The sequence below is a fragment of the Corynebacterium tuberculostearicum genome (genome assembly GCF_046097255.1).
Lineage (GTDB): Bacteria > Actinomycetota > Actinomycetes > Mycobacteriales > Mycobacteriaceae > Corynebacterium > Corynebacterium tuberculostearicum_J.
In genome coordinates this window covers 1212188-1234374 of the sequence record NZ_CP175770.1, presented here as the reverse complement: position 1 = coordinate 1234374, position 22187 = coordinate 1212188, and the positions used below count along the sequence as shown (strand labels likewise).

19 protein-coding genes, 1 tRNA gene and 1 pseudogene are annotated in these 22187 nt (G+C 52.7%); 6 read left to right on the top strand and 15 right to left on the bottom strand.

Annotated elements, in window-relative coordinates; genetic code table 11:
- The first annotated feature begins 88 nt into the window (after window positions 1–88).
- Window positions 89–1345, top strand: a complete 1257-nt coding sequence (gene wecC, locus ACKFRY_RS05910) for a UDP-N-acetyl-D-mannosamine dehydrogenase (protein WP_408923393.1) — start codon at window positions 89–91, stop codon at window positions 1343–1345.
- A 35-nt stretch (window positions 1346–1380) separates the two neighbouring features.
- Window positions 1381–3324, top strand: coding sequence for a hypothetical protein (locus ACKFRY_RS05905; protein ID WP_408923392.1), 1944 nt, complete (start codon window positions 1381–1383; stop codon window positions 3322–3324).
- 275 nt (window positions 3325–3599) lie between these two features.
- Here the strand turns inward: ACKFRY_RS05905 and ACKFRY_RS05900 are convergent, their stop codons facing one another.
- The 8 genes from ACKFRY_RS05900 to ACKFRY_RS05865 form a co-directional block, all read right to left on the bottom strand.
- Window positions 3600–4442 carry an ABC transporter ATP-binding protein gene (locus ACKFRY_RS05900; RefSeq protein WP_408923391.1) on the bottom strand — a complete coding sequence of 281 codons (843 nt, stop codon included), beginning with the start codon at window positions 4440–4442 and terminating at the stop codon, window positions 3600–3602.
- Window positions 4443–4598: 156 nt separating this feature from the next.
- Entirely contained in the window at window positions 4599–5336 is a 738-nt protein-coding gene (locus tag ACKFRY_RS05895) for an ABC transporter permease (RefSeq protein ID WP_408923390.1), read from the bottom strand.
- A 118-nt stretch (window positions 5337–5454) separates the two neighbouring features.
- On the bottom strand, window positions 5455–6762 hold the full coding sequence (locus ACKFRY_RS05890) for a glycosyltransferase (protein WP_408923389.1): 1308 nt from the start codon (window positions 6760–6762) through the stop codon (window positions 5455–5457).
- 32 nt (window positions 6763–6794) lie between these two features.
- Entirely contained in the window at window positions 6795–7640 is an 846-nt protein-coding gene (locus ACKFRY_RS05885; protein WP_408923388.1) for a prolyl oligopeptidase family serine peptidase, read from the bottom strand.
- A gap of 6 nt (window positions 7641–7646) precedes the next feature.
- On the bottom strand, window positions 7647–8435 hold the full coding sequence (locus tag ACKFRY_RS05880) for a hypothetical protein (RefSeq protein ID WP_408923387.1): 789 nt from the start codon (window positions 8433–8435) through the stop codon (window positions 7647–7649).
- A 7-nt stretch (window positions 8436–8442) separates the two neighbouring features.
- Window positions 8443–9894 carry a glycosyltransferase gene (locus ACKFRY_RS05875; RefSeq protein ID WP_408923386.1) on the bottom strand — a complete coding sequence of 484 codons (1452 nt, stop codon included), beginning with the start codon at window positions 9892–9894 and terminating at the stop codon, window positions 8443–8445.
- 18 nt (window positions 9895–9912) lie between these two features.
- Entirely contained in the window at window positions 9913–11460 is a 1548-nt protein-coding gene (locus ACKFRY_RS05870) for a glycosyltransferase family 4 protein (protein WP_408923385.1), read from the bottom strand.
- Complete coding sequence (locus ACKFRY_RS05865; RefSeq protein ID WP_408923384.1) at window positions 11457–12749, bottom strand: glycosyltransferase family 4 protein; 1293 nt, start codon at window positions 12747–12749, stop codon at window positions 11457–11459. The genes ACKFRY_RS05870 and ACKFRY_RS05865 overlap by 4 nt, the downstream gene beginning before the upstream one ends.
- Window positions 12750–12980: 231 nt before the next feature.
- On the opposite strand from ACKFRY_RS05865, the gene ACKFRY_RS05860 reads away from it, so the two are divergent.
- A tRNA-Asn gene (locus ACKFRY_RS05860) sits at window positions 12981–13053 on the top strand.
- Between the two features lie 141 nt (window positions 13054–13194).
- Here ACKFRY_RS05860 and ACKFRY_RS05855 read toward each other — a convergent pair.
- From ACKFRY_RS05855 to ACKFRY_RS05840, 4 genes are all read right to left on the bottom strand, one after another.
- Entirely contained in the window at window positions 13195–13860 is a 666-nt protein-coding gene (locus ACKFRY_RS05855; RefSeq protein ID WP_408923383.1) for a DUF1707 domain-containing protein, read from the bottom strand.
- A 38-nt stretch (window positions 13861–13898) separates the two neighbouring features.
- Window positions 13899–15080 (bottom strand): non-hydrolyzing UDP-N-acetylglucosamine 2-epimerase, encoded by a 1182-nt coding sequence (gene wecB, locus ACKFRY_RS05850; RefSeq protein WP_408923382.1) that lies wholly within the window; start codon window positions 15078–15080, stop codon window positions 13899–13901.
- 86 nt (window positions 15081–15166) lie between these two features.
- Window positions 15167–16336: an acid phosphatase gene (locus ACKFRY_RS05845; RefSeq protein ID WP_408923381.1), complete on the bottom strand. Its 1170-nt coding sequence runs from the start codon at window positions 16334–16336 to the stop codon at window positions 15167–15169.
- A 235-nt stretch (window positions 16337–16571) separates the two neighbouring features.
- Window positions 16572–16721: a hypothetical protein gene (locus ACKFRY_RS05840; RefSeq protein ID WP_284815474.1), complete on the bottom strand. Its 150-nt coding sequence runs from the start codon at window positions 16719–16721 to the stop codon at window positions 16572–16574.
- 156 nt (window positions 16722–16877) lie between these two features.
- On the opposite strand from ACKFRY_RS05840, the gene ACKFRY_RS05835 reads away from it, so the two are divergent.
- A complete protein-coding gene (locus ACKFRY_RS05835; protein WP_005324241.1) occupies window positions 16878–17159 on the top strand; it encodes a hypothetical protein in 282 nt (93 codons plus the stop codon).
- Window positions 17160–17238: 79 nt separating this feature from the next.
- On the opposite strand, the gene dnaG is transcribed toward ACKFRY_RS05835, so the two are convergent.
- A complete protein-coding gene (dnaG, locus tag ACKFRY_RS05830) occupies window positions 17239–19161 on the bottom strand; it encodes a DNA primase (RefSeq protein ID WP_408923380.1) in 1923 nt (640 codons plus the stop codon).
- A 211-nt stretch (window positions 19162–19372) separates the two neighbouring features.
- Between dnaG and ACKFRY_RS05825 the strand changes: the two genes are divergently transcribed.
- Both ACKFRY_RS05825 and ACKFRY_RS05820 read left to right on the top strand, forming a co-directional pair.
- Window positions 19373–19834, top strand: a complete 462-nt coding sequence (locus ACKFRY_RS05825; protein ID WP_408923379.1) for a ribonuclease domain-containing protein — start codon at window positions 19373–19375, stop codon at window positions 19832–19834.
- A gap of 2 nt (window positions 19835–19836) precedes the next feature.
- Window positions 19837–20070: a hypothetical protein gene (locus ACKFRY_RS05820; protein WP_408923378.1), complete on the top strand. Its 234-nt coding sequence runs from the start codon at window positions 19837–19839 to the stop codon at window positions 20068–20070.
- 148 nt (window positions 20071–20218) lie between these two features.
- On the opposite strand, the pseudogene ACKFRY_RS05815 reads toward ACKFRY_RS05820, so the two are convergent.
- Both ACKFRY_RS05815 and ACKFRY_RS05810 read right to left on the bottom strand, forming a co-directional pair.
- Window positions 20219–21512 (bottom strand): annotated as a pseudogene (locus tag ACKFRY_RS05815) (deoxyguanosinetriphosphate triphosphohydrolase).
- Between the two features lie 48 nt (window positions 21513–21560).
- Complete coding sequence (locus ACKFRY_RS05810; protein ID WP_200435350.1) at window positions 21561–22136, bottom strand: YdcF family protein; 576 nt, start codon at window positions 22134–22136, stop codon at window positions 21561–21563.
- Window positions 22137–22187: the final 51 nt, after the last annotated feature.

The following is a 22187-nucleotide window of genomic DNA, read 5'->3' as shown; positions in this document are numbered from 1 at the left end:
GCTAACAAAACAGGAGTAGAGACACGAGCGAAAACAAACATACGTATACTTTGATACGCCCCATATTCGACGATTTGTAGAGGATGAGATGAGTTCCGCTTCACACGTAGCATTCGTAGGCCTAGGCTATATCGGCCTCCCCACAGCAGTAGTTATGGCCAATTCTGGATTGGAAGTCACAGGTGTTGACGTAAATGCTGCCAATGTTGAAAAGATTAATCGAGGCGAAGTAACCATAATCGAGCCGGGCCTTGAAGATGAGCTTAAGAAGGCTCTCGATTCTGGACGATTCTCTGCCAGCACTGAGCAAGTTCATGCGGACGCATACATTATTGCTGTCCCGACTCCATTCACTGACGGCCATGCCGTCGATATGAAATACATTTATTCAGCCGCCGAAGCCATCGCTCCTCAGCTTGAAGGAAATGAGCTCGTCGTCCTCGAATCGACTTCCCCTCCGCTAACCACTCAAAAAATGGCACAACGAATCCTCGACTTGAGGCCCGATCTCCGTGCTGATAAGGAAGGTACTGACCCAACAGAGAAAACCGTCTACTTCGCGCACTGTCCAGAGCGAATTCTTCCCGGTAAGGCAATGGAAGAGCTGCGAACGAATGACCGGATTATTGGCGGACAGACCAGCGAAGCGACGCGTCGCGCCAGCGAAGTTTACGCTAGCTTTTGTGAAGGGGAGCTACTCCCGACGAACGACGTAACCGCCGAGATGGCAAAATTGACCGAAAACTCGTTCCGCGATGTCAACATCGCTTTCGCAAATGAGCTTTCGCTAATCGCAGACAACCTTGACATTAATGTTTGGGAACTCATCGAGCTAGCTAACCACCATCCACGGGTTAACATTCTTCAACCAGGCCCCGGAGTTGGCGGCCACTGCATCGCCGTAGATCCATGGTTTATTGTGTCAAGCGATCCGGAAAACTCGAAGCTCATCGGTACCGCGCGCCGCATCAACGACGATAAACCTGAGTGGGTCATTGACAAGGTCGTTGAAGCATTTGAAAAGTCCGAGGGCAAGGAGCTTGCAATCCTGGGATTGGCTTTTAAGCCAGACATTGACGATCTTCGAGAGTCGCCAGCCCTCGAAATCGCGAAAAGAATCTCAACTCAGTTCGAGGACACTCAAATTGATGTCGTCGAACCAAATATCCAATCGCTTCCTGATTCACTTTCCGGTTTCGATAACGTAGAACTCAAACCACTAGAACAAGCTGTGGATTCTGCCGACGTTGTCCTTCTCCTAGTCGACCACCGTCAGTTCAAGGAATTCGATGCTGAAAAGCTGAAGACCAAGACTGTAATCGACACTAAGGGTCTCTGGCAGTAGTACTAAGCCCGAAAATTGAGACGAAAGTAGCCACAATGACCGTAAGGCCATATCCGTTTGGATTCTTAGTCAGCGACAAACCCATTGCAGACCAAGAAATTGTCCTGCCCCATTTCAAGAAAATGGATGCTTGGGACGATTTGGAAGTCTACGTCCAACCGGACGAACCAGTTCAATTGATCACAGGCAATGATGCAAACATACTATGGTTCGGTCATGCTGCTTTCGTCGGAGATGATGAGGCCCGAAAGCCCTTTATCGACGAAGCATATGAGGCAGTTTCTTCAAGCTGGCAGGCATTTCACGAATTCCTAGATCTGGTAGTAGGCCGTTGGGCAGCTTTAATCGTTAAAGACGGAAAGGTTTCTGTCTATAATGACACGCTGGCCAGCCAACCCGTTTATATCGCGCGCGACGAATCAATCCTTTTCGCATCACATCTGCCGCTTCTACACCGCGAACTGAACGCGCGAACGGGCCAAGTCGAAGAACTAATCAACCTAGGTCAATATAAGCTTTGGGATCAAACTGAGGATTCTCGAATTTCGGCTCTGCCTCCGAATTTCTTCTTCGACTTTACACAGAAGAAATTAAAGAGGTTCTATCCGCATAAGGCTCTTGCGGCGCATAGTCTTCCGTTCGAGGAAGCGATCAACACCTCGATTCAGCTTGCCATCCGTTCTGTCGAACACTGGAACGGCCTTAACTACAAAGTCTACTGTGCTCTGACAGCCGGAATGGATACACGAGTCTGCGCAGCCTCCGCGTTGGCAGCGAATGCGAACTTCAGTTTCGTCACCTATGGAAGTAACGAAGCACCCACCCCAGAGGACGGGAATACAAAGAAATCTTACAAACAAGATGTCCAGGTTTCGGGTGATATTGCTGAGGCCTTCAATAAGGAACACATAGTTCTGGCAATGGAGGATGTTAAAGACTTTCCCCTTTCTGCTAAGGAAAAGGAAATACTTCGAGAAAATACGGTCGGCAAGCATGCTTTGAACTTCCAAGGCCTTTATGAAAACTCTCTTGGCGCCCAACCTGCAATCTGCTTTGTAGGCACCGGATTTGAGTCCTTTAGGGATTATTTTTCTCAATCTAGAAGGCCTTCAACGGAGTTTGAAAACTTTTCTCGGATCGTAAAAAACCTTGGAGGCTTTTCCAAGGAAGGTAATCAAACAAGCTTCACCATAGATACAGCCAGAGAGCTTTGGGAGACTTTTGATGTACAGTCGGTCAAAAAATACGGCTATCCAGTCGCGAACGCACTGTATCAAGAACTTCGAGCTGGAAGGTTCCAATCAGAAGCCATTAATTGCCAAGCCACCGCTTTCCTGCCTATAAACCCAGTGGCAATTCGAAAGTTTTTCGAACTAGCTCAGGCTCCGTCCTTTTACGACCGCAAAAACGCCGTCTTCGCAAAATCCTTCATTCGAAGTGCATTCCCTCCTTTGACAACTTTCCCAGTTAATGGCCAAGAATTCTCAATTGAGTGGAGTACGCACGTCGACGGCGGAAAGGTCTATAGCAGAACAGCCGAGGGCCTCCCTGCTGAACAAGAAAGGCAGGACATCCCAGACTTAATCCAGCTTAGGTCCGAAAACCTGTACAAAGGCGGTGAGCAATTCTTCCGCAAGCCCTTTAAGACGGAAATGGGCTCAATTCGTATTACTTTTAGCAATCACTACAACATCGGCCGTGATGCAAAAAACGTCGTAATTTTTATTCGGGTAAATGGAGAAGACCTTTACACTCTTCCAATTGGGAAAAGAAATGACCCTTGTACCGTCTCAATTGATGGATTGAAACAAGGGGACGAAATCGACTTAGGGATCAGGTCTACACGTACTAATGGTCCAGCTTGGAAGAATGTAAGCCTTTTGAAACTAACTGAGTGGCAGGAATGCAAATCTGACGCCCTTCCGCCGCAGCTCTTGGTTGCATCAACTAGAAACTTTTCTCTGCCAAATCCCGACTAATTGGCACCTGTTAACACGTTGTACGATGATTGGTTCGTAGAGAACAAGTCCTCAATTGTTCTCTACCCATGACCCCAAGACCGCACGGATGCAACTAATTTTAGTCTTTGGCGCAATGCCAGCTCCAGATGTCGTAGGCAGTCTCTGCTCTGCCTTCTAGGCTAGCCAGTTTCGCTATTCTTCTTCGGTCTGGAGCCTGACCCACGAACTACTTCACCATACTGCAGCAAACGCCCTAGAGCATCTCCCCTAAAACAGGAGACCCAACTGTCAAATCAATTTAGAAATTTACTTACTTGAGAGTCGAACAAAATAGACGGCTTTTTGTAAACACCTTTAACACCGCAAATCAGTTCCTCGGCAGATTCAAAATTCTTTCGAGCCATCCTCGCAGTCCATTTATTGTATAGGAGTGTAATTGTCGTTACATCTCCATCAGCGATAATTTGCCCATCGTGTAGCCAAACTACCCTTGTACACATACTTTTGATTGAGGACATGGCATGGGAGACTAGGAAAATGGTTCCGGCATTAGTCAGGAAGGTGTTCATCCGCTCTTGCGCCCGTTCAGTAAATGATGCGTCACCTGTACCTAAAGCTTCGTCAATCAGCAACAATTCACGCTGCACCGCAGTAGATATAGCAAATTTCAGCCTGGCCCCCATTCCAGAAGAATAGGTCTTCATAGGTCGATCAACCGCCTTGCCTATCTCGGCGAAATCAATAATTTCGTCTGTAAGGCTATCGATTTGGTTTTGATCTACTCCTTGAGCAAGTAATCCGAGCCTAATATTTGTTCTTCCGGGAAGCCTAGGTTGTAAGGCTGCCGATACATTTAGAAGCGTCGGTGTCGAAGAGAGTAGTATTTCTCCTTCATCAGGGGCTTCGTTTCCCGCGATCAATCGCATCAACGTAGACTTACCCGAACCGTTACGTCCGAGTACGCCGATGCATTCACCCTTCTTGGCATACATCGAAACTCCGTCAAGGGCGCGTACAAAGTCGCCTTCACGCTCATTAGATAACTGCGGTCTGCGAAAAATACTTCTTTTATTATCTGCTCGATAGTATCGCGCAACATCCCGTACAATAACGCTTGGTTTATCTAACGTGTACATATCGGTCTTCAGCTCTCCAGAAAAAAATAAACCCAACTACAGCCGTACCAACGGACCAAAGAACAAGTGTTAACCACTCCATAGCATTTGGACAATGCCCGTACATAACAACACCCCTAGCTGCCTGAAGAAACTGGTACGCAGGGTTTGCTTGCATCACCTGCTGGACCTCAGGAATACGCGCATATCGTTCGACCGAGAAAACACTCCTGATACATAAAACCAAGCACGGTTAACGAAAAACACGACCTTTTTAGCATCAGGAAGGAAAGCAGTCACTCGCGCTGAAATTAAAAGCAGCCCGAACGAAAATATGTGAATAAGAAAATAGATCGGAATTATAAGAATAATCGTCCACTTAGGCCAAGTTCCCCATTGAAAAGCTAATGCAGCCACTACAGCAAGCAGCCCTGGAATGAGGTTACTAATAAAACCTCTAATGGCTTCACCGACCACTAACGATACCCTAGGAAATCTAAAGGTCCGCATCATTGCTTTTGATCGCTGGACCAACCCCGAACCGCTTCCAAGCCCGCGCGACATCATTGAGAAATAGGTTAAGCCGATGATCAAAAACCCTACAAAATTGTCGACTCCCCGAGATGTCCGCAATACTAATCCAAACATGAGTCCGTACATCGCGATACGCAACAATGGTTCAAGCAGGTTCCAAAGACGCCCCAAGAACATATCATCATTGTCAGCTGAAGCCTTGAATTTAGCATGCTCATAAATAAAATTCCGGTAATGCCAGGTCTCCGAAATATAAGCGGCTAACGACTTTCTTTTATTGCTTGCAGACAGCCCCTCATCGGGCACCAGTACGGTGTACCTCTGTTTTGGAGCTGCATCTTGAAGGAAGCGGATCGCATCAGCTTCTTGCTGATCAGCCATTGATCTCCCTCTTCTGAATCCTACTGGATGTTCCCTATTGAGAACCTAACAAATACCCTTAATCCTATCACTGGCGCCTGATCCAGAAGCAGGGCGAACACACAGCCATCTTGACTTCTTAAGCATCATAAAGCCTATAGATTTCTTCTAATACTTTTTCCGCATAGATAAGATTATCGCCCTGAAGACTATCAAGTTTCGGCTTATACACTTCAGACATTGTTGGTTCGAGTTGATACTTTCTAAACCGCTGGATTAGGCCATATTTTCTCAAGAGTTTTGATTGAGCTCTCTCTCGAATCAACGCCTTGGAAAAATACTCCGACCCTATTTCATTGGTGACTGAATCATTTCGTTCAGCGTAATAGACAATGTAGGGGCGTGAGCACAATACGATACGGTTTGCTTTCAATAATATTTCCCAGCCGAAAACTGTATCCTGCCCGACAGCGCCTTCTATAAACCTCAAACCGCAATTCTGGAGGAACTGCAAGTCAATCACCGAGGCCTGAGTCGAAATAACGGGGAAACGATGCGCTTGCTGCAGTAGCGACTTGGGGTTTGATAAAATTTTTCGTCTGCGAAAAGTATGGCGTGAATTAACGCTTAGACGCTTCCCTACTTTTAGCTGATACCCTGTTGCCGCCTCGGGGCGCTTCGAGCCAGAATAAAATTGGCGGAGCAGTTCGTCGTAGCCACCCACAGAAATTTCATTGTCCGGGTCAAGGAAGGAGACGAGGCCTGAAGTTGCCTTACATAGGCCTTTATTACGAGGAACCGACGCAGAACCACTGGGTGTCCCTTTGAGCCTGATTACTTCTACATTTTTGATGCCGGATTCAAGTTCAGTCAATATTTCTTTTGTTCTGTCATCATCCGAAGCGTCATCCACTATCAGAACGCGCATTCTTTTCCACGCATTGTTTGCCACAAGACTCGGAAGACACTTAGCGAGTAAGAAAATGCCGTTGTTATGGACTGGAACAACAACGTCTAACACACTTGGCCCCAGAGAAATAGCTTGGGAACAACTTCTTACCTCGTCCCAAACTGCTTTGTTTCGTCGTTTAACTGAACCTGCCCGAGCACCGTTGTCGCCGATAAGCCTACTTTGTTCATACCAAAGTGCGCACTGTCTAAACGCACAGATCAGCTCCAAATTCTCCCCAAGGTCCGAAGTTAACTTACCGGAGAATGGCATCCTCACACTGGGAAAGCGATTGAAAAGTTGCTGACTGTAAAGTCTAGTCTCGACTTGTCGTGACGCCTCTATATCGGAGGACACCGCCTTTAAAAGCTCCCGGCCAGACTCAGAACCATGGACATACGACTGCCTTGAAATTGAGCCCAGAAGCAACGCATACATTTTCAATGCGACCCTATGCTGAAGTAGTCCAGCGGTTGAAAGAAGAACCTTAGGATTCATATGTGATCCACATGCGAGTTGACGAACAAATTTCATTCGCTACGTAATCGCTCTAGTTCTCGATTGATCTTCTGGATAGTATAAGGCTTTCCGAGAGGATTGTGCCCCATGTTCACATCATGATAGAGGTTAAAGCTGAAAGTTGGCTTCTTACCTAATGACTCGAAGTCCTCCAGTCTCGACAAGATTGGCTTTAGCTGCTGTTCAACGTCTCCGGCACTAGCAATATTTAAAAGAACTTCAGTTTTCGGAACATAACCAACATGTTCGAACAAATCTATCACATTTACTCGCCAAGGCTGCCGTGTCCGCACCTCTTCGATTTCAGAGCCATTAAAAACATCTCTAAGAAGAGCATTTACAAAGCGTTCGTTGTACAAAGACCAGTCAAGCTGAGGATTGTTTACTATGGCTGTGCTACCCCGGTCTTTAGCAGCACAGCAAACGGCTTGGAAGCCACCAGCAGAACTTCCATAGTGTACGGTCTTATCGGAGTCTGCTAAGTCGAAGCGCTCGCGAAGTGCCTGAATAACGTCGTAGTAGGCATCAATTGCCCACTCCTTTTCGGAATTCTGCGCCCATCCAATCTGTAACCGCTCGTGTTTTAGCATCGTCGGGTCAGCAATTTGGACTACCGTTGCCTCAAATTCATCCAACCATGACGATCTTTGAAAAACAATACCGTCAGGAGCCTTCGATCTCTGGATAGCTCCGTTATAAGTGACCAGCAAAGTATCACTGTTGTTCTTCGCCTGACTTAGAAGAACGGGGACGCGGCAGGACCCGACTGCGACTATAAATCGAGATTCACCACGCTTCCCTCCTTCCAGCTCCTGGTCAGATATTTGGTTGATCTCATCAAGACTATAAGTTTTCAAAACCACTCACCTCGTATACTCGACAAGTTGGGAGTACTTAGCCGGCTCGAGTGCCGCATTTGGGTAGAACAGACGCACACCATACATGATTCCAACGGGTGCAATTTCCTTGAAACCCGAAATCGACGAAACCCGTTCCTTGCACCCAGCTTCAACAATCAAGAGTGCACTGTGCCGTAGATAGTTTCTCGACAAAAGTAGTCCTCGCTCCGAGTTAAAACTGTCTCCGTCAACGATGACTAAGTTGACCGAACTTTCTTCTAGTAGATCTGAAGAAAGATTGGTCCACTTTTCAGTATCGATCTTCAATTCTCGACTAAATCGCTCACACCATATGTCTGTAGTTAAGACTAGGGTAGGGCCCATCCATTTGACGACCTTGTCAATAGATACCAAGGAAGCCAATGGGATACCATCTTCCGTGGGCCGATATTCATTTATTTCGCATATAAACGATTCAATTTGACTCGGCAATTGCGATTCAGTCTGGCGGAGACTTTCAACTTCGTCAGCTTTGACATGTTCGGTCGACGCATGGCTAGAAAAGCTATCAACTTTTTCTTCTAATTTGACGATTCCGCTATTCAGCTGACGCTGTACCTTTTCTATTTTGCGAAATGCCTTGAAGCTGCCCCTTTCAGTTGCGCGCAACACGACGATGAGCCCTAAAGCCACTAGGACAGCCTCGATATAGAGCAAGGAGACACTTTTCAAGACAATGCCTGCAACAGCGCAAACAATGGACAATATGAGTATCAGAAAAAGCAACAACTGACGGCGTGAAAAATTCTTCATATTTCTCCTAAGATACTGATGGATAGACAATATCGCCGCGGCGATGAACCTGCACTACATCGGTTAGAAATGGCAAGTGCCGGAAAGGCGATGCGGTAGCTCTAATTTCACGCGCCATGGTTGCTGCCACCCAATCCCAGTTGTGTTCCTCGGTCACTACCGCACTTGCGAACTTTGAAAGTGCAATTTGCTTTTCCCGATTTCCTAAAAGATCCGAGATCTTGTTGAGTAGCTCTTCCGGTTCGCCTTGTTGAAATACAACTGCAGCCTTCCCCCCACGTGAAACTTCCGAGAGCGCAGAAACTGAAGATACAACGAGGGGCCTCCCCGCAGCCATTGCTTCGAACGGCTTTAACGGAGTTACGTTTTCGGTAGCAGGAGTTGACAGTCGTGGAAGAACGATTAGGTTTGTATCTTCAAAAACCCCCACCGCTTCGTCTGCGGAAACTGGGCCCGGTATATCCACCAGATCCGAAACGTCTAACTCTCCAGCTAGGCTTCTGAGCTTTTCCAACTCAGCACCCTTGCCTACGATTCTTACGCGAAGAAATTTTTGCCGTTGCTTTCCCAAAGCAACAGCTCGAATAAGGGTTTCAAGTCCTTCATAGTCGACTAGAGACCCTACGTAGCCTACGTCGTACTTAAATTTTTCCTTCTCCTCCAACGGAGTGATGTGAACAAACTTTGACGTGTCGACAGCGTTGGGTACCAGCCCGATGTCGAGTCCATGCTCGCTCCGGTCATCTAACAACTTCGCCATGGAGCTATTCATAGTGACTACACGATCAGCGAATCGACAAGTGGTGTCTTCCATGCGCTCAATTCTTTGGGCTTTGCCAGCTTGCCCTCGACCTTCAAACACAAGTTCCCAAAGGCCTGAAACTTCATACAGCACCGGCACCCCCAATTCATGGGCTGCAATCAATGCTGGGAGCGCAATAAGGTATGTGGACCGAACATGTACCACATTGGGCCGCTCCACTAAGAACACCTCTCGGTACCAGTCGATGGCCTTAAACATGTACTCAAATTCGCCGCTTTTGCGAGGGAAGTCCGCCGGGAGATGCCTATACTCCACGCCGTCAACTTGATCGACCGGAAAAGGAAAATCTTCTTTGGAGTTTACTCGTTCGGAATAGAAACCCGGCCGTGTATATGCCCGAACATTGATTCCGTTGCGCATCAGCCCCTTAAGCAGTCCCTGCGCTCTTCCTGTATAGCCACCAGTATGATTCGGCAAGCTCGCGTGAAGAATGGTCACGACTTTGATGTCATCCATTCCCTCAGAAGCAGCTTGTTTCTCACCCTCCCCAAGAGCACGAGTACGCTCAAGTAGTTTGAGTGCATACCTCGACTCCCTGATTGCTCCCCTAATGTCTTTTCGCTTGAATCGGCTCAGCTTCTGTCCAGCAACGAATTCAAAGTCAGCCTTATTCCAAGCATCAATAACTTTAGACATCTTCCTGCCCTAAAATTCCTAAGATTCAGTGGTTAGTTCTCGGTATAGCATAGCCAATTTTCTAGAATTAGCTTCCCAAGTTCTTTCATCAAGCCATGACTTCTCGGCCGTCAATGCCGCCGGGTCTTTGATAGCCTCACGGATTCCGACTGCGAGATCAGAGGGGGAATCTGGCGGAACGAACATAGCAAATCCCCCAGTAACCTCTCTGAGAGCAGGCAAATCCGAACAAACGACAGGTGTACCTAAAGCCAGGGCGTTTAAGATTTTAATGGGAGTAACGTTTCTTGTGACAGTGGAGTCTTTTCTTGGAACCACAAAAACGTCAAAAATTGAATACCAGCCTTGGATTTCGTTTGCGGGCTGCTTCCCCGCAAAATACACTCGGTTGCTCACTCCTAAAGACTTGCAAAGAGTGAAGAGTCTTCTGCGATCCTCTCCATCTCCCACCAGAACTACTTGAATATCATCATCGAGAAACCGTACAGCACGGATTAATGTCTCAAGGCCCTCATATGAAACTAGTGAGCTAATAGTCCCAACAATCTTTTTGTTTTGGAACCCCAGTTTCCGGCGTATAGCAAAGGCACTACTTGAATCAAGCTTCATATGCCGATCAACGGCATTTGGAACTATGGTCACTTTGCTCTCAGAAACCCCTGATTGGACGAGATTCTCTTGAGACAATTTGCTAAGTACAATCACCGCACTTGCCTTTTTCGCAGCTTCCAACTCACGACTCTGGGATTCGCGGTAGTAGAAGGATCTCTTCGCTTCTGGTGCCAATGAGTCTGGGAATTTGGACAACCACGTATTATGCGGCTCACCACGCATCTCGTAAATCCACGGCACCCCCAGTTCGTATGCCACATCAGAAATCAAAGCTGCATTTTTGAAATCAGAAGTTGTTTGAATAACTGCTATGTCCTGTTTCCTACAGATTTCAAGAAGCATTTTCTTGGCTAGGTCATATTTCTTCTGCTCGCCGAATGGCCAAATTTTAGGAATGAGTGGCACTAGATAAGGCGCACATTTGCTGGAATCTGGGACTTTTCCTATTACCAGTGGATACCCCAACCTGCTCACCACGGAAAGGGCCTTTACTTTTCCTCGGAGAGAGTTAACCAACGCTGCTGTTCGTACAGTGTACCCAGACTGCGTATAGGGCGACGCGTTGTTGACATAGTACAAAAGGCTAATTTCTCGTCCACAGGCAACTCGCTCTACCCCCTTGTGGATCTTGAAATCAAATTGCTTTCGCTTAGTTCTCACGAGAAAAAGCTTGTGAGAGTGAAGGAACTTCTTTACTAAGGGGAGCTTCGAATATGCAGACTCAAACTCTTCATAGTTTCCAGTTTCCACCAGAAAATATAGGGACTTACCTTCAAATGACTTGCTAGAACCGAAAATATCGAAGGGTCTAAATTTCCTTTGTCTTACAGCCTGATACCCCAAAAACCGCTGCTTTGCTTGATGTATGAAATGTCCAGGCTCCAACAGGAACTTTTCTACCGCAAAGGGGATTACCACCGCGCTATAGTTTAACCATCTGAGGACCTTCTTCATTTTAAGTTCTCAATCCACTCAACCAATTTTTTAACTTCGCCGGGAACTACGGTTTCCCGTTGTGATTCCACCCAAATGCTCCCTTTTGTTGTAATCGAAAGCCGAGAGGGGTTTTTATACAAAGCAGTCCAAAGATCAGCAAGCTCATATGGATTTTCAGGCGAAACGGTATCACCCGCTTCGAGAAACTTAATAATTCGAGCAGTCTCACCTTTAACAACACCAGAAATATGGATTCCTACCGACATTAACTCGTAGGTCTTGGAGGGAACTGCTCTATCTAGCGGTTCCCAATCGGTTAAATGAACTAGGGCAGTATCAGCCCACTCGTAGAATCCCACAATCTCCGCAGCGGAACGCACCTGGTAGAAACTAGCGTTTACTTCCTTCAGACCTGCATAAGTCTGAAGATCTCTTACTGCGGCACCCCCACCAACGAAGACAAGTTCAACTGGGGTTCCTTGATTCTGTGCAATTACAGCCGCATCAACCGCATTTCTCAGATTTTGCGCTCGCCCCAGCGTTCCAGCATAAAGTACTCGCAGCGAATGGGCGTCAAAAGAATGCCTTTTAACTTCCTTCGGCACGCTGGCTGGAAAAACGTTTCTAATTGTTGTGATCAATTGCTGACGTTTACCGGTCAGCCGACTTGACCGCTTGTTCCGTAATTGTGCTCCGAGATCTTCGGAAGTGACCATGATTGCGTTGGCGCGCTCAAGTAGCGCGGTTAGCCCCTTTTCGATTAGCCAACTTAGGATACGAATCGGACCCAAATTAAGAACTTTTTCATGCCTCGACCGAGTTTCCAACGCTCGATTCCAATTTCGATGCTCTTTCATGAGGTCCGGCCAAGCATCTCGAAGATCAATCACGTACGGAACTCGAAGTACTCGCGCCACAAGGAAAGATACAACGGCAGTCGGCAATGCAGGAACTGTGCCAACTACTGCATCTACATTACGGATTCGCCCCCAATTCCTAGCCACCGTAATTAACGCCCCTGCAGCAATAAAAGCCTGCGAAAACGCACGGCCCGCCAAGGATTCTCCGGCATAAAGAAAGGGACTACGGTAAATTACTTCCCCTGCCGGCCCAGTTTCAATTTGAGCGTTTGGAAGGAAGGACTTCAAGGAGTCTCTAAATCCAAGCTTCCGCCGATAGTTTGGCGGGGGCGCTACAACCGAGATATCACCACCAATTTCGGAGAAAATATTACTCAACCATGTCCAACGCCGCTGCGGGACACCATTCTCTGGATACCAAAACTGCGAAAGGACAAGAAGCCTCATCTGTCCGCACCTCCAATTTGAGCAATATCTATTCTGACATCGTACATCAGACCTATAAGAACATGTGCACGTTGTCGTCTCTGAAATTTCTAGAGTGTAGCAACCAAGCACGAAAGGACAATTAGAAAATTGTGCCCTCTACCTGCTGATTTGTCACTACAGCAATGTTGCCTATATAGTTAATTCTCGTTGCACAGAGAACAGCGAGTTCGAAGTACAGCATACGCATATTCCTCCATAGCTCAGTTGGCAGAGCATTCGACTGTTAATCGAAGGGTCACTGGTTCGAGCCCAGTTGGAGGAGCAAAATCCCGCTTAGTATTCTAAGCGGGAAATTTTGTTTTTATTCCTGATAGTCAATAGGTACCGTCGGTTCGGGTAGCACCTTACAAGGTTCTTCTTTTAAGATTCAGCCTCGATTTAAGCAGCAAAGCACGAGGGCTATTTAACTTCCGTATCGGCGCCCCACATGCACATCCACTCCACCGAATAGGCTGAAGCAGTTGACGATGATTTCTGGTGCATCTATCGGAAGGTCATTCGGGTGGATAGCGCCGTGCTCAACCTTGAGATCGTGGCCGCCAAATAGGCCGAAGCCGCCAACGCGGACGCGGAAACCTTCTGGGATGTAGACATCGGCACCACCGAAAATTCCTACCGCATTGATGGTGGTCGTACGGTTACGAAGGGCTACGCCGGTCAGGTCGATGTCAACACCGCCGAAAGCTCCAATAGCTGTCAGGGTACGGGCTACTGCCCCGCCATTGACCGTGGAGCCACCGAAGATGCCCAGTGCTAGGGTTTGCGGCTGCCCCACCGAAGGCTGAATCTGCTTCATTGCCTGCTCAACTTTGGCTATGGCATTGGATTCTTGGTGGCCGGAGTAGGCTTTGGTGACTTGACTGTGGGCACCAAAGAGGATTGTTTCCGGGCTTTCAACAAGGTCAGCAAGGGGCTCAATGAGCTCGCCGCGGGTGGTGGCGCCCTCACAATCGGCCGAGCGCTTTTCAAATTCAGTGAGGTCAATCTGACCGGCCGACAGCGCATCTCCCAGGATGTCGGCAGCCTTCATGCGGTCTTGGTGGTTACAGCGGATATCCAGCGGTTTCATACCTCTATTATATCCGCTATATCTCCCCCATGCGCAGGTTATTTCTTATTCTGGGCGGCCTTGGAGGAATCAACCTCGGGCAGGAAGTCGTCTACGCGCTCGCCTACTCCGGTCAGCTCCGCGATGGCGGCGACGGCGCGCTGCGCGCCCTTACCATCGCCATAAGGGTTAACGGCGTTGGCCATGGCTTGGAAAGCGGCGTCGTCGGAAAGCAAAAGCTTAGCCTCAGCCACGATGAGCTCACGGTTGGTACCCACCAGCTTCACGGTGCCGGCGACAACGGCTTCGGGGCGCTCAGTGTTTTGGCGCATAACCAGAACCGGCTTGCCCAGCGCGGGAGCCTCTTCCTGGACTCCGCCGGAATCGGTAAGGATGATGGTCGCGCGGTTTTGCAGCTGGGTGAACTGGTCATACGGCAGTGGATCGGTAATGACGATATTCGGCAGGTGCTCAACCTCAGGGAGAACCGCCTCGCGCACCTTGGGATTTAGGTGCAATGGCAGAGCGAAGTTGATCTCTGGGTAGGCCTCAGCCAAATCCTTGACTGCGCCGCCGATTTCCTTCATAGCTTCCAGGTTTTCGCGGCGGTGGGTGGTCACAACGACGAGGCGCTTGTCCGAATCTGCGGCCTCCTGCAGGGCAGGGTCCTCGAACTTAGTGTCCCAGGATGCTGCTTCCAGTAGGGCATCGATAACAGTGTTGCCGGTGACCACAATGTCCTTGGAGCGCACGTTCTCGCGGCGCAGGTTTTCCATCGATCCAGCGGTAGGAGCCAAGTGCAGCTCGGCTACCTGGCCGATGAGCTTACGGTTAGCCTCTTCTGGGAACGGCGAGTGGATATCGCCGGTACGCAGGCCCGCCTCCAGGTGCACAATCTTTACGCCGCGGTGGAAGCCAGCGAGTGCTGCGGCCATGGCGGTAGAGGTGTCACCCTGGGAGATAATGACGTCCGGCTGTTCTTCCTCAATGATGGAATCCAGACCCGCAATCGCGCGGGAGACAATTTCATTGAGGCCCTGGCCCGGCTTCATCAGGCCCAGATCGTGCTTCGGAGTGATGCCGAACATGGTGTTGACCTGCTCCAGCATTTCCTTGTGCTGACCGGTGGAAACCGGGATGGAGTCAAAGCGCTCATCATTGTCTAGCGCCTTAATCACAGGGGCGACTTTAATGGCCTCCGGGCGGGTGCCGTAGATGGTCATTACCTTGGGCTTAGTCATTACTCATTTCCTTTTGGTTGATGGGGATACTTCTTTATTGAACCATGCGCGGGAGCGTTGTACCCCCGCGCAGATTGTTGGAATCGCTAGCCATTGACACTCACGCCGCCTTCAGGGGTGATAGTCACCGTGGCAGCCATGGCGCGGACTAGGTCGAGGCGTTGCCAGGAGCCGCCTTCTGCCTGCCAATCCAATGGATTGCCGGCTGGGCGCGCGGTCTGGCGGAGAACCTCGGCACGCTGCTCCCAGGTCAGTTCTGGGTGGGACGCTGTTAGCAGCACTGGGGCGGCCTGCGGAACCACCATCGGGGCGTCGGTTCGGTAGCGCGGGGCGAAGTCATAGTCCATGAGCTTGGAATATTGCTCCACCGCATCCTGGGTGGAGCGGTAGTCGGTACCCTCTGCCCTATCCTGGGCCACCAATTCTTCCACCGTCTTGCCAGTGCGCCACTTGATCTCTTTGCGCACCTCCATCGAGGCTTGCCACAGGGCATTGCGCATGCGCTTGTCGTTGAGGCGGTCTGCCGCGGCGGCTTGGCCGGTCATGCGGCCGCCGATGACATCCAGCGGGTAATGCACTCCTAGGACCACGCGGTGGTTGCCGGCCTCCGCGCCGCGCAGCATGAGCTGCGGACCTACCTCAGGCAACATGAAGGACATCAGCGTGGTAATCCACGTTGCCTGATTGGTATGGCCCGAAGGGAAGGCTGGTGAGGTGGGATAGAGATCCTTGGAGCCATCGTCGTAGCGCTTAATCGCTTGCGGCGCGCGCTGGTACGGGCGCTGATAGTTGAAGTAGTACTTCTCAGACATCGTGGAATTGGCCAGTCCGCCTGCGCGGGCCGCATAGCCATTTCCTAGGAGGTATTCGGTCTTGGGCAGGCGGTGCTCGGCCAAGGCGGCGCGGAAGGCATCGCCTAGGTTTTTGCCCATGGAATCAGAGACGGCGTTGAGCACGCTGGTGGAGCTGGCCTTGGCGTCGGCCTGCGCGCGCCGGATCAGAGCGGGGTCGCCGGCTGCGGCGTTGTTGATGGCCACGGCCTTGTCCATATTTTCTTGGCGGATTTCTGGCTGGGCCTTGATGTGATCAAAAAGCTGGACTACCTGCCAGTAGTTGCCAAATTGATAAGAGGAAACATCGGATTCAAAGCCCGCGATATAGTCCGTGCTAAACGGCTCCGGAACCGGGGCACCGGGGTGCTGGACTGGGGCCGGACCGGTGGACTGCTGGGTGACAGGCTCACGCAGCTGGGGCACGGCTACGGGAAGGGCTGTGGCCGACGGTGCGAGGGCTATAGTCAGCCCAGTAGTCGCGCACAGGGCGAGCCCCCGGGCTGCGGGTCGAAGTTTATTCCGATTGTTCAACGTAGAAACCTTTAACTAGCATCAAATTCCTACGAATAATATCCAGCTAAAGTTACGGGGAAGTAAACGCTGCGCTAAACTCGCATGCACAATTGTGGATTGGTGGGTAGACTTTTGCGGTCACCACTCAGCACTCTTCAGGCCAATTGGGACCTTGGTGCGCCGCGGCGGCCTCCGGTTGGTGGCCGGAGGATTCCGCAGAAATGCTCGCGGTAAAAAGCGCGGCCAGCGCTACTGCCGAGGCCGCAGCCGAATCCCTACGCTTGTTATTTTCCACACACTTAAACTAGCGCGTATCCCGCGCCATGAAAAGTGCTAGTCCAATGCGGGGCTAGCGCTACCCCTCACTCGTGGCTGGCGGCGCGCGGCTAGGCTTCGCGGTAGGCTGGTGGGGAACTTTTACTCGCACAGAAATAAGGGGACACGCTAGATAATGATCCAATTCGTCTTCGGCGCCGCAGCAGGATACGTTTTTGGCACTAAGGCTGGCCGCAAGCGCTACCACCAGATCAAGGGCGCCTACGAAAAGGCCGTCAACTCCCCCGTGACCAAGTCTGCCGTCACCTCGGCACGCAAGGCGGTGGCTAATCGCCTGGACCCAGAACCGCGCATGCGCGAGGTTCGCGATTTGTCCTCCAAGCGCAAGGGCAAGGGCCGGCTGCGCGGATCGCAGGTGGATAATGCGGACCGCATTTATGAGCCCGATGAGGACTAGGTCGATTGCAGACTAGCCTTTAGGCCTCTCCCCTCCCCTCGGCGCGACGACGATTTGGTCGCGTGCCGAGGGGAGATTTTTATGCTTGGGGAGGCGTGCCGCGGAAGGCGCGGTCATTGAGCTCGCGGCGGGCCTGCTCGAGGGCGACGAGGTCGGCGAAGAGCGAGTTATAGCTGGCCTCATCATCGGAGGGGCGCATGCGGCCGAGGCGGGCCTTGAGCTGGGCTATCTGATCGCCCACCACGGTTTCTTGCAGGCGGGAAAGGACGGAGTCGGCGTATTTTTCGGGGCCGACGTCGGTAGGCAGGATTGCTTCTACGGCAAGCTCGGAGACAAAGTTGCGGCCGGTGAGATCCTGCATCTCGCCGGCAACGGCGGCAATCCATTCCACGGCGGGCATGGACGCACCCTGGGCGGCGCCGCCGGCGGTGGAAATTGCCTGGCGGACGAGGCGGTAGGCGTCGTTAGTATAGGCGTCGGCAGTAATGCCATCGAAGTACGAGCCTGCTACCTGCGGCATCTGCAAGGCCAGCTTGAGGGCCTCGCGCTGTGGCCACAGGTGGGTTTCCTTGGGGCTCGGCGGATGGATCATCGGCACGTCCTGCTGCGCCGGTTGCTGCTTCGCGTTGTCGAAGCGGCGGATGGTCGGTTTTTCGGCCTTCTTGGGCTTGCGCGCCTCCGCGCGGACCTGTTGGAGGACCTCCTCCGGATTGGCCCACCCCACCCAACCGGCAAGGCGGCGGGCATACTCGCGCTGCAGGGGCTGATCGCGGATCTGCGCCACCACGGGGACTGCGCGGCGCAGGGCCTGCAGGCGGCCCTCCGCGGTATCGATGCGGTACTCCGCGATGACGGATTGAATGACGAACTCGAACATGGGGATGCGGTCCGCGATGAGCTCGCGCACGGCGGCATCGCCCTTTTGTAGGTGCAGATCGCACGGGTCCATGCCATCCGGGGCCACGGCGACAAAGGACTGCCCGGTGAATTTCTGCTCGCCATCGAAGGCGCGCATGGCGGCCTTCTGCCCCGCCTCATCGCCGTCAAAGGTATAGATGAGCTCGCCGTTGAAGTAGGAATCATCCAGCATCAGCCGGCGCAGCACCTGGAGGTGCTCGCCACCAAAGGCGGTACCGCACGATGCCACTGCGGTCTTCACGCCGGCGGCGTACATGGCCATGACGTCCGTATAGCCCTCTACCACCACGGCCTGGTGGTTATCGGCAATATTGCGCTTGGCCAGATCGAGACCGAAGAGCACCTTGGACTTGTGATAGAGCATAGTGTCCGGGGTGTTCATGTATTTGCCGAGCTTGTCGTCGTCGAAAAGCTTGCGGGCGCCAAAACCAATCACGTTGCCGGAAAGGTCCTTGATGGGCCACAACAGGCGGCGGTGAAAGCGGTCAATGGGGCCGCGCTTGCCCATCTTGGAAATGCCGGCCGCCTCCAGCTCCTCGAAGGAAAAGCCCAAGCGCAACAGGTGCTTGGTGGCGGTATCCCAGCCCTCCGGCGCATAGCCGCACTCAAAGTCATAGATGACCTCGCGGGAAAAGCCGCGATCTAACAGAAAATCGCGCGCGGTAGCTGCCTGCGGTGTCTCCAATTGCTGACGGTAGAACTCGTGCGCGGCCTTATTCGCAGCGATGAGGCGCTGGCGGGTACCAGGCTTCTCATTGCGCGCGCCCGTGGAACCGCCCTGGTAGTTAATGTGGTAGCCGATTTTTTGCGCTACCGCTTCCACTGCCTCTGGAAAGGAAACCTGCTCCATTTCCATCAGGAAACTAAAGACATCGCCGCCCTTGCCGGTGGAAAAGCAGTGATAGTAACCGCGCTGCGGGCGCACGTGGAAGGACGGGGTCTTTTCATCCTTGAAGGGGCTCAGCCCCTTGAGCGAATCATGTCCGGCGGGCTTGAGCTGAACGTACTCGCCCACGATCTCTTCTAAAGGCGCGCGTTCACGGATAGCTTGAATGTCGCTGTCCGGAATTCTGCCTTTTGCCATGCGTACAGACTACCCCGCGCGCGGCGGGAATGTTCAAATGGCAGGGCCAGGATGGTGTGGTGCCTGTGGGTTCACGGTTTGGGCGGAAATTACCCTCTGATGGGGTGTATTCCGCCTGCCTTTACCTACCCCCGTGACGGGGGAATTTTTGGCCTTGTTGGCAGCTTAGGCCGATTTCGGTATTCACCGCTGCACCTGCAAGAATAAAGGTATGTCCAAGTCCCAAGCGTCTAAGAAATCGCTCCCAGTAGCCCTCGGCGGCCTTGCGCTTGCCGTCGTTGCAGGCTACTTCGGCTTCGACCTCGGCGGCAATGATGATTCCTCTGCTTCTTCGCCGTCTGAGTCCGCAGGTGGCGCTAAGGCTAGCGACGCCGATACTTGCCAGATGTCTTCCCTCCCCGCCGAGGCCAAGGACACCGCGGACGATATCTTGGCTGGTGGACCCTACGACTACCCGGATAATGACAATGCCCGCTTTGGCAACTACGAGGGACGCCTGCCGCAGCAGGACAAGAATTACTACCGCGAATACACGGTAGAAACCCCGGGCAGCAAGAACCGCGGCGCCCGCCGCATTATCACCGGCGGCGGCAGCGAGACCGACCCGGACGTGTGGTACTACACCGATGACCACTATGAAAGCTTCTGTTCTATCCCAGACGCGGAGGAGTAATAATGCAACGCATCCTCATTACTGAACACATCCGCACCCGAGCGGACTTCTTCAACGCGCTAGGCCGCACTCGCGGCTGCGAGGACTGCGGCCCCCGCAACCTCGATGACCTCGCGGACTTCCTGCGCGAGCAGCGCACCAGCGTCATCATTGCCTCCAATATGGATATCGAAGGCGAAGGCCTGGCAGCAATAACTAGCGTGCTCGAGGACCAAGGTGTCGCGTTGGTGCGCTAGCGACTCGGGTCCCTGGACTGGGGATGGGGCGTTAGGTCCATAGATATCAGGCCGAATTGAGGGTTGTGAGCTCTCAATTCGGCCTTTTCGCGCTCAGTTCGGCCCGATGAGTTTCGACCTAACTCTAGCGATGCTGGGTGGGCCAGGTTTAGCTGAGGAACCCGGACAACTCCGCACTCCGCCGAGCCAGTCGCTCCAGGCGGGACTCGGTCATGGAGGCTATCTGGTCGATGATGGCGCGGTCGCGGGCGGCATCGGTATCGGCTTGCTCCCACCACAGCCGGAAGGTGGCATCGAGGGAGCCGGGGGCGCCGGCGACGAGGTAATCGTAGACACGGTAGATGCGCTCGCGCTGGCGGTCTTGGCGGGCTAAGTGGGCGGGCACGTCCATGACATAGAGGACGGCGATGGTTTTAAGCCAGCTTGACCTCGGCTTCGGCTTGCTTGGGCACAACGAGGTCGCCGTGCATGCGGCCAAGGCTATTGGAGGCGATGAGATCGGCATTGGCCTCGCTGGTGGCGCCAACGGTTGCGCCCACGTAGCGGCCAACAAGCTCCGAGGTCATCTTTTTCAGGTTGGCGTAGTCGCGCAAGGAATAGTCAAAGTCACCGATAGCGTTGATGACACTTAAGTTGCGCAGGCTATCGGCTGCTTCTAGGAGCTCGTCGGCGGTGCCGCCGAAGGCTTTGGCGCCCTTTTCTGCCAGTTGGGCCAGCTCCACCAAGTCCCAGAGCACGCTCAATGAGATACGCCGGGAGATGATGCCATCTTCCACGTCGTGCACGGAGTAGGCGATGTCATCGGACCAGTCCATGACCTGGGCCTCGATGCACTTACGGTTATCGGTATGACCCTCGCGCAGCCAGTCCAAAAGGTGCGCATCCTCGTCATAGGCGCCGTACTTGCGGTTGGTGGTGCCATCCGGGTTGGTCTTGGTCCACGGATATTTGCAGGCGCCGTCGAGGGCCGCGCGGGTGAGGTTGAGGCCAAAGCTTTGGGGTTCGCCGCGGGCATCGTCCACGATGACCTTCGGCTCCAAGCGGGTGAGGATACGCAGGGTTTGGGCGTTGCCCTCGAAGCCGTTAAGGGCAACTTCATTGAGCGCATTCTCGCCATTGTGGCCATAGGGCGGGTGGCCGATGTCATGAGTCAGGCCGGCCATATCGCAGAGATCGGGATCGAGGCCGAGCCCGGAGCCGATGCTGCGCGCGATTTGGCCCACCTCCAGCGAGTGGGTCAGCCGGGTGCGCGGGGTATCGCCGTCGCGCGGGCCGACGACCTGTGTTTTATCCGCTAGCCGGCGCAGCGCGGCCGAGTGCAGCACGCGGGCTCGGTCGCGGGCGAAGAGCCCGCGGTGCTCCTCCACGGGGTGGAAGGCTGAGCCCTTCGGCTTTTCATCGGCCAGGCGGGCAAAGTCGGCGGCGGAATAAGAATAGGTCACGGCGCCAAGTTTATTCCGCGAACAGGCCTTTTGGGTGAGCAACGTGGCTTAAGCGCGGTCGTCTTCCTGCTGAATCGTCTGATGCCGCAGCTTCTGATTGGGCCGCAGCACTTGCTCCACGCGGTAGAAACCATTGCGCAGCGCCGCAGCGCCGCGCGGCGGCAAAAGGCCGGCCACCAACGCATAGGCTACGCCACCCGTTTCGTGGGCAAGGTAGCGCCACCAGGGCTTAGAAAAGCGCGCGGCCGGGTAGTACGGCGTGCCGGAGACGGTGGCCGTGATGCCCTCTTGGCGGGCGATGAGTGCGGTGCGCAGGCGGTGGAGGGGATCGGTGATGATGGTGGCGTCGGAAAGCGCGAAGGCTTCCTTGACTGCGCTGAGGGAGCTGCGGGTATCCATGCCCTCCTCCACCGCGTGCACGGTCAGGTGCGGGAAGTGCTCGCGCAGGTAGGTGCGGCCGACGCCGGCCTCCGTGAACCTATCCCCGGGCAGCTTGCCGCCCACGGTAATAACCTCCAGTCCCTCAGCTGTGGCGAGCTCACCGGCGTGGCGCAGGCGGCCGGCCAGGATGCGGGAGGGGCGGCCATCGTATTGGGCGGTTCCTAAAACAATTGCGTACTTCACTGCCCCACTACATTACCTGCCGGAGGGCTAAGCTAAGCCGGTAAAGTGGTG

Coding starts and splice junctions, on each gene's coding strand:
- ACKFRY_RS05905 (WP_408923392.1), top strand. CDS start 1,381: ATGACCGTAAGGCCATATCCGTTTGGATTCTTAGTCAGCGACAAACCC.
- wecB (WP_408923382.1), bottom strand. CDS start 15,080: ATGACTAAGCCCAAGGTAATGACCATCTACGGCACCCGCCCGGAGGCC.
- ACKFRY_RS05900 (WP_408923391.1), bottom strand. CDS start 4,442: ATGTACACGTTAGATAAACCAAGCGTTATTGTACGGGATGTTGCGCGA.
- ACKFRY_RS05895 (WP_408923390.1), bottom strand. CDS start 5,336: ATGGCTGATCAGCAAGAAGCTGATGCGATCCGCTTCCTTCAAGATGCA.
- ACKFRY_RS05890 (WP_408923389.1), bottom strand. CDS start 6,762: ATGAATCCTAAGGTTCTTCTTTCAACCGCTGGACTACTTCAGCATAGG.
- ACKFRY_RS05880 (WP_408923387.1), bottom strand. CDS start 8,435: ATGAAGAATTTTTCACGCCGTCAGTTGTTGCTTTTTCTGATACTCATA.
- ACKFRY_RS05835 (WP_005324241.1), top strand. CDS start 16,878: ATGATCCAATTCGTCTTCGGCGCCGCAGCAGGATACGTTTTTGGCACT.
- ACKFRY_RS05865 (WP_408923384.1), bottom strand. CDS start 12,749: ATGAGGCTTCTTGTCCTTTCGCAGTTTTGGTATCCAGAGAATGGTGTC.
- dnaG (WP_408923380.1), bottom strand. CDS start 19,161: ATGGCAAAAGGCAGAATTCCGGACAGCGACATTCAAGCTATCCGTGAA.
- ACKFRY_RS05870 (WP_408923385.1), bottom strand. CDS start 11,460: ATGAAGAAGGTCCTCAGATGGTTAAACTATAGCGCGGTGGTAATCCCC.
- ACKFRY_RS05855 (WP_408923383.1), bottom strand. CDS start 13,860: ATGAAACCGCTGGATATCCGCTGTAACCACCAAGACCGCATGAAGGCT.
- ACKFRY_RS05825 (WP_408923379.1), top strand. CDS start 19,373: ATGTCCAAGTCCCAAGCGTCTAAGAAATCGCTCCCAGTAGCCCTCGGC.
- ACKFRY_RS05820 (WP_408923378.1), top strand. CDS start 19,837: ATGCAACGCATCCTCATTACTGAACACATCCGCACCCGAGCGGACTTC.
- ACKFRY_RS05875 (WP_408923386.1), bottom strand. CDS start 9,894: ATGTCTAAAGTTATTGATGCTTGGAATAAGGCTGACTTTGAATTCGTT.
- wecC (WP_408923393.1), top strand. CDS start 89: ATGAGTTCCGCTTCACACGTAGCATTCGTAGGCCTAGGCTATATCGGC.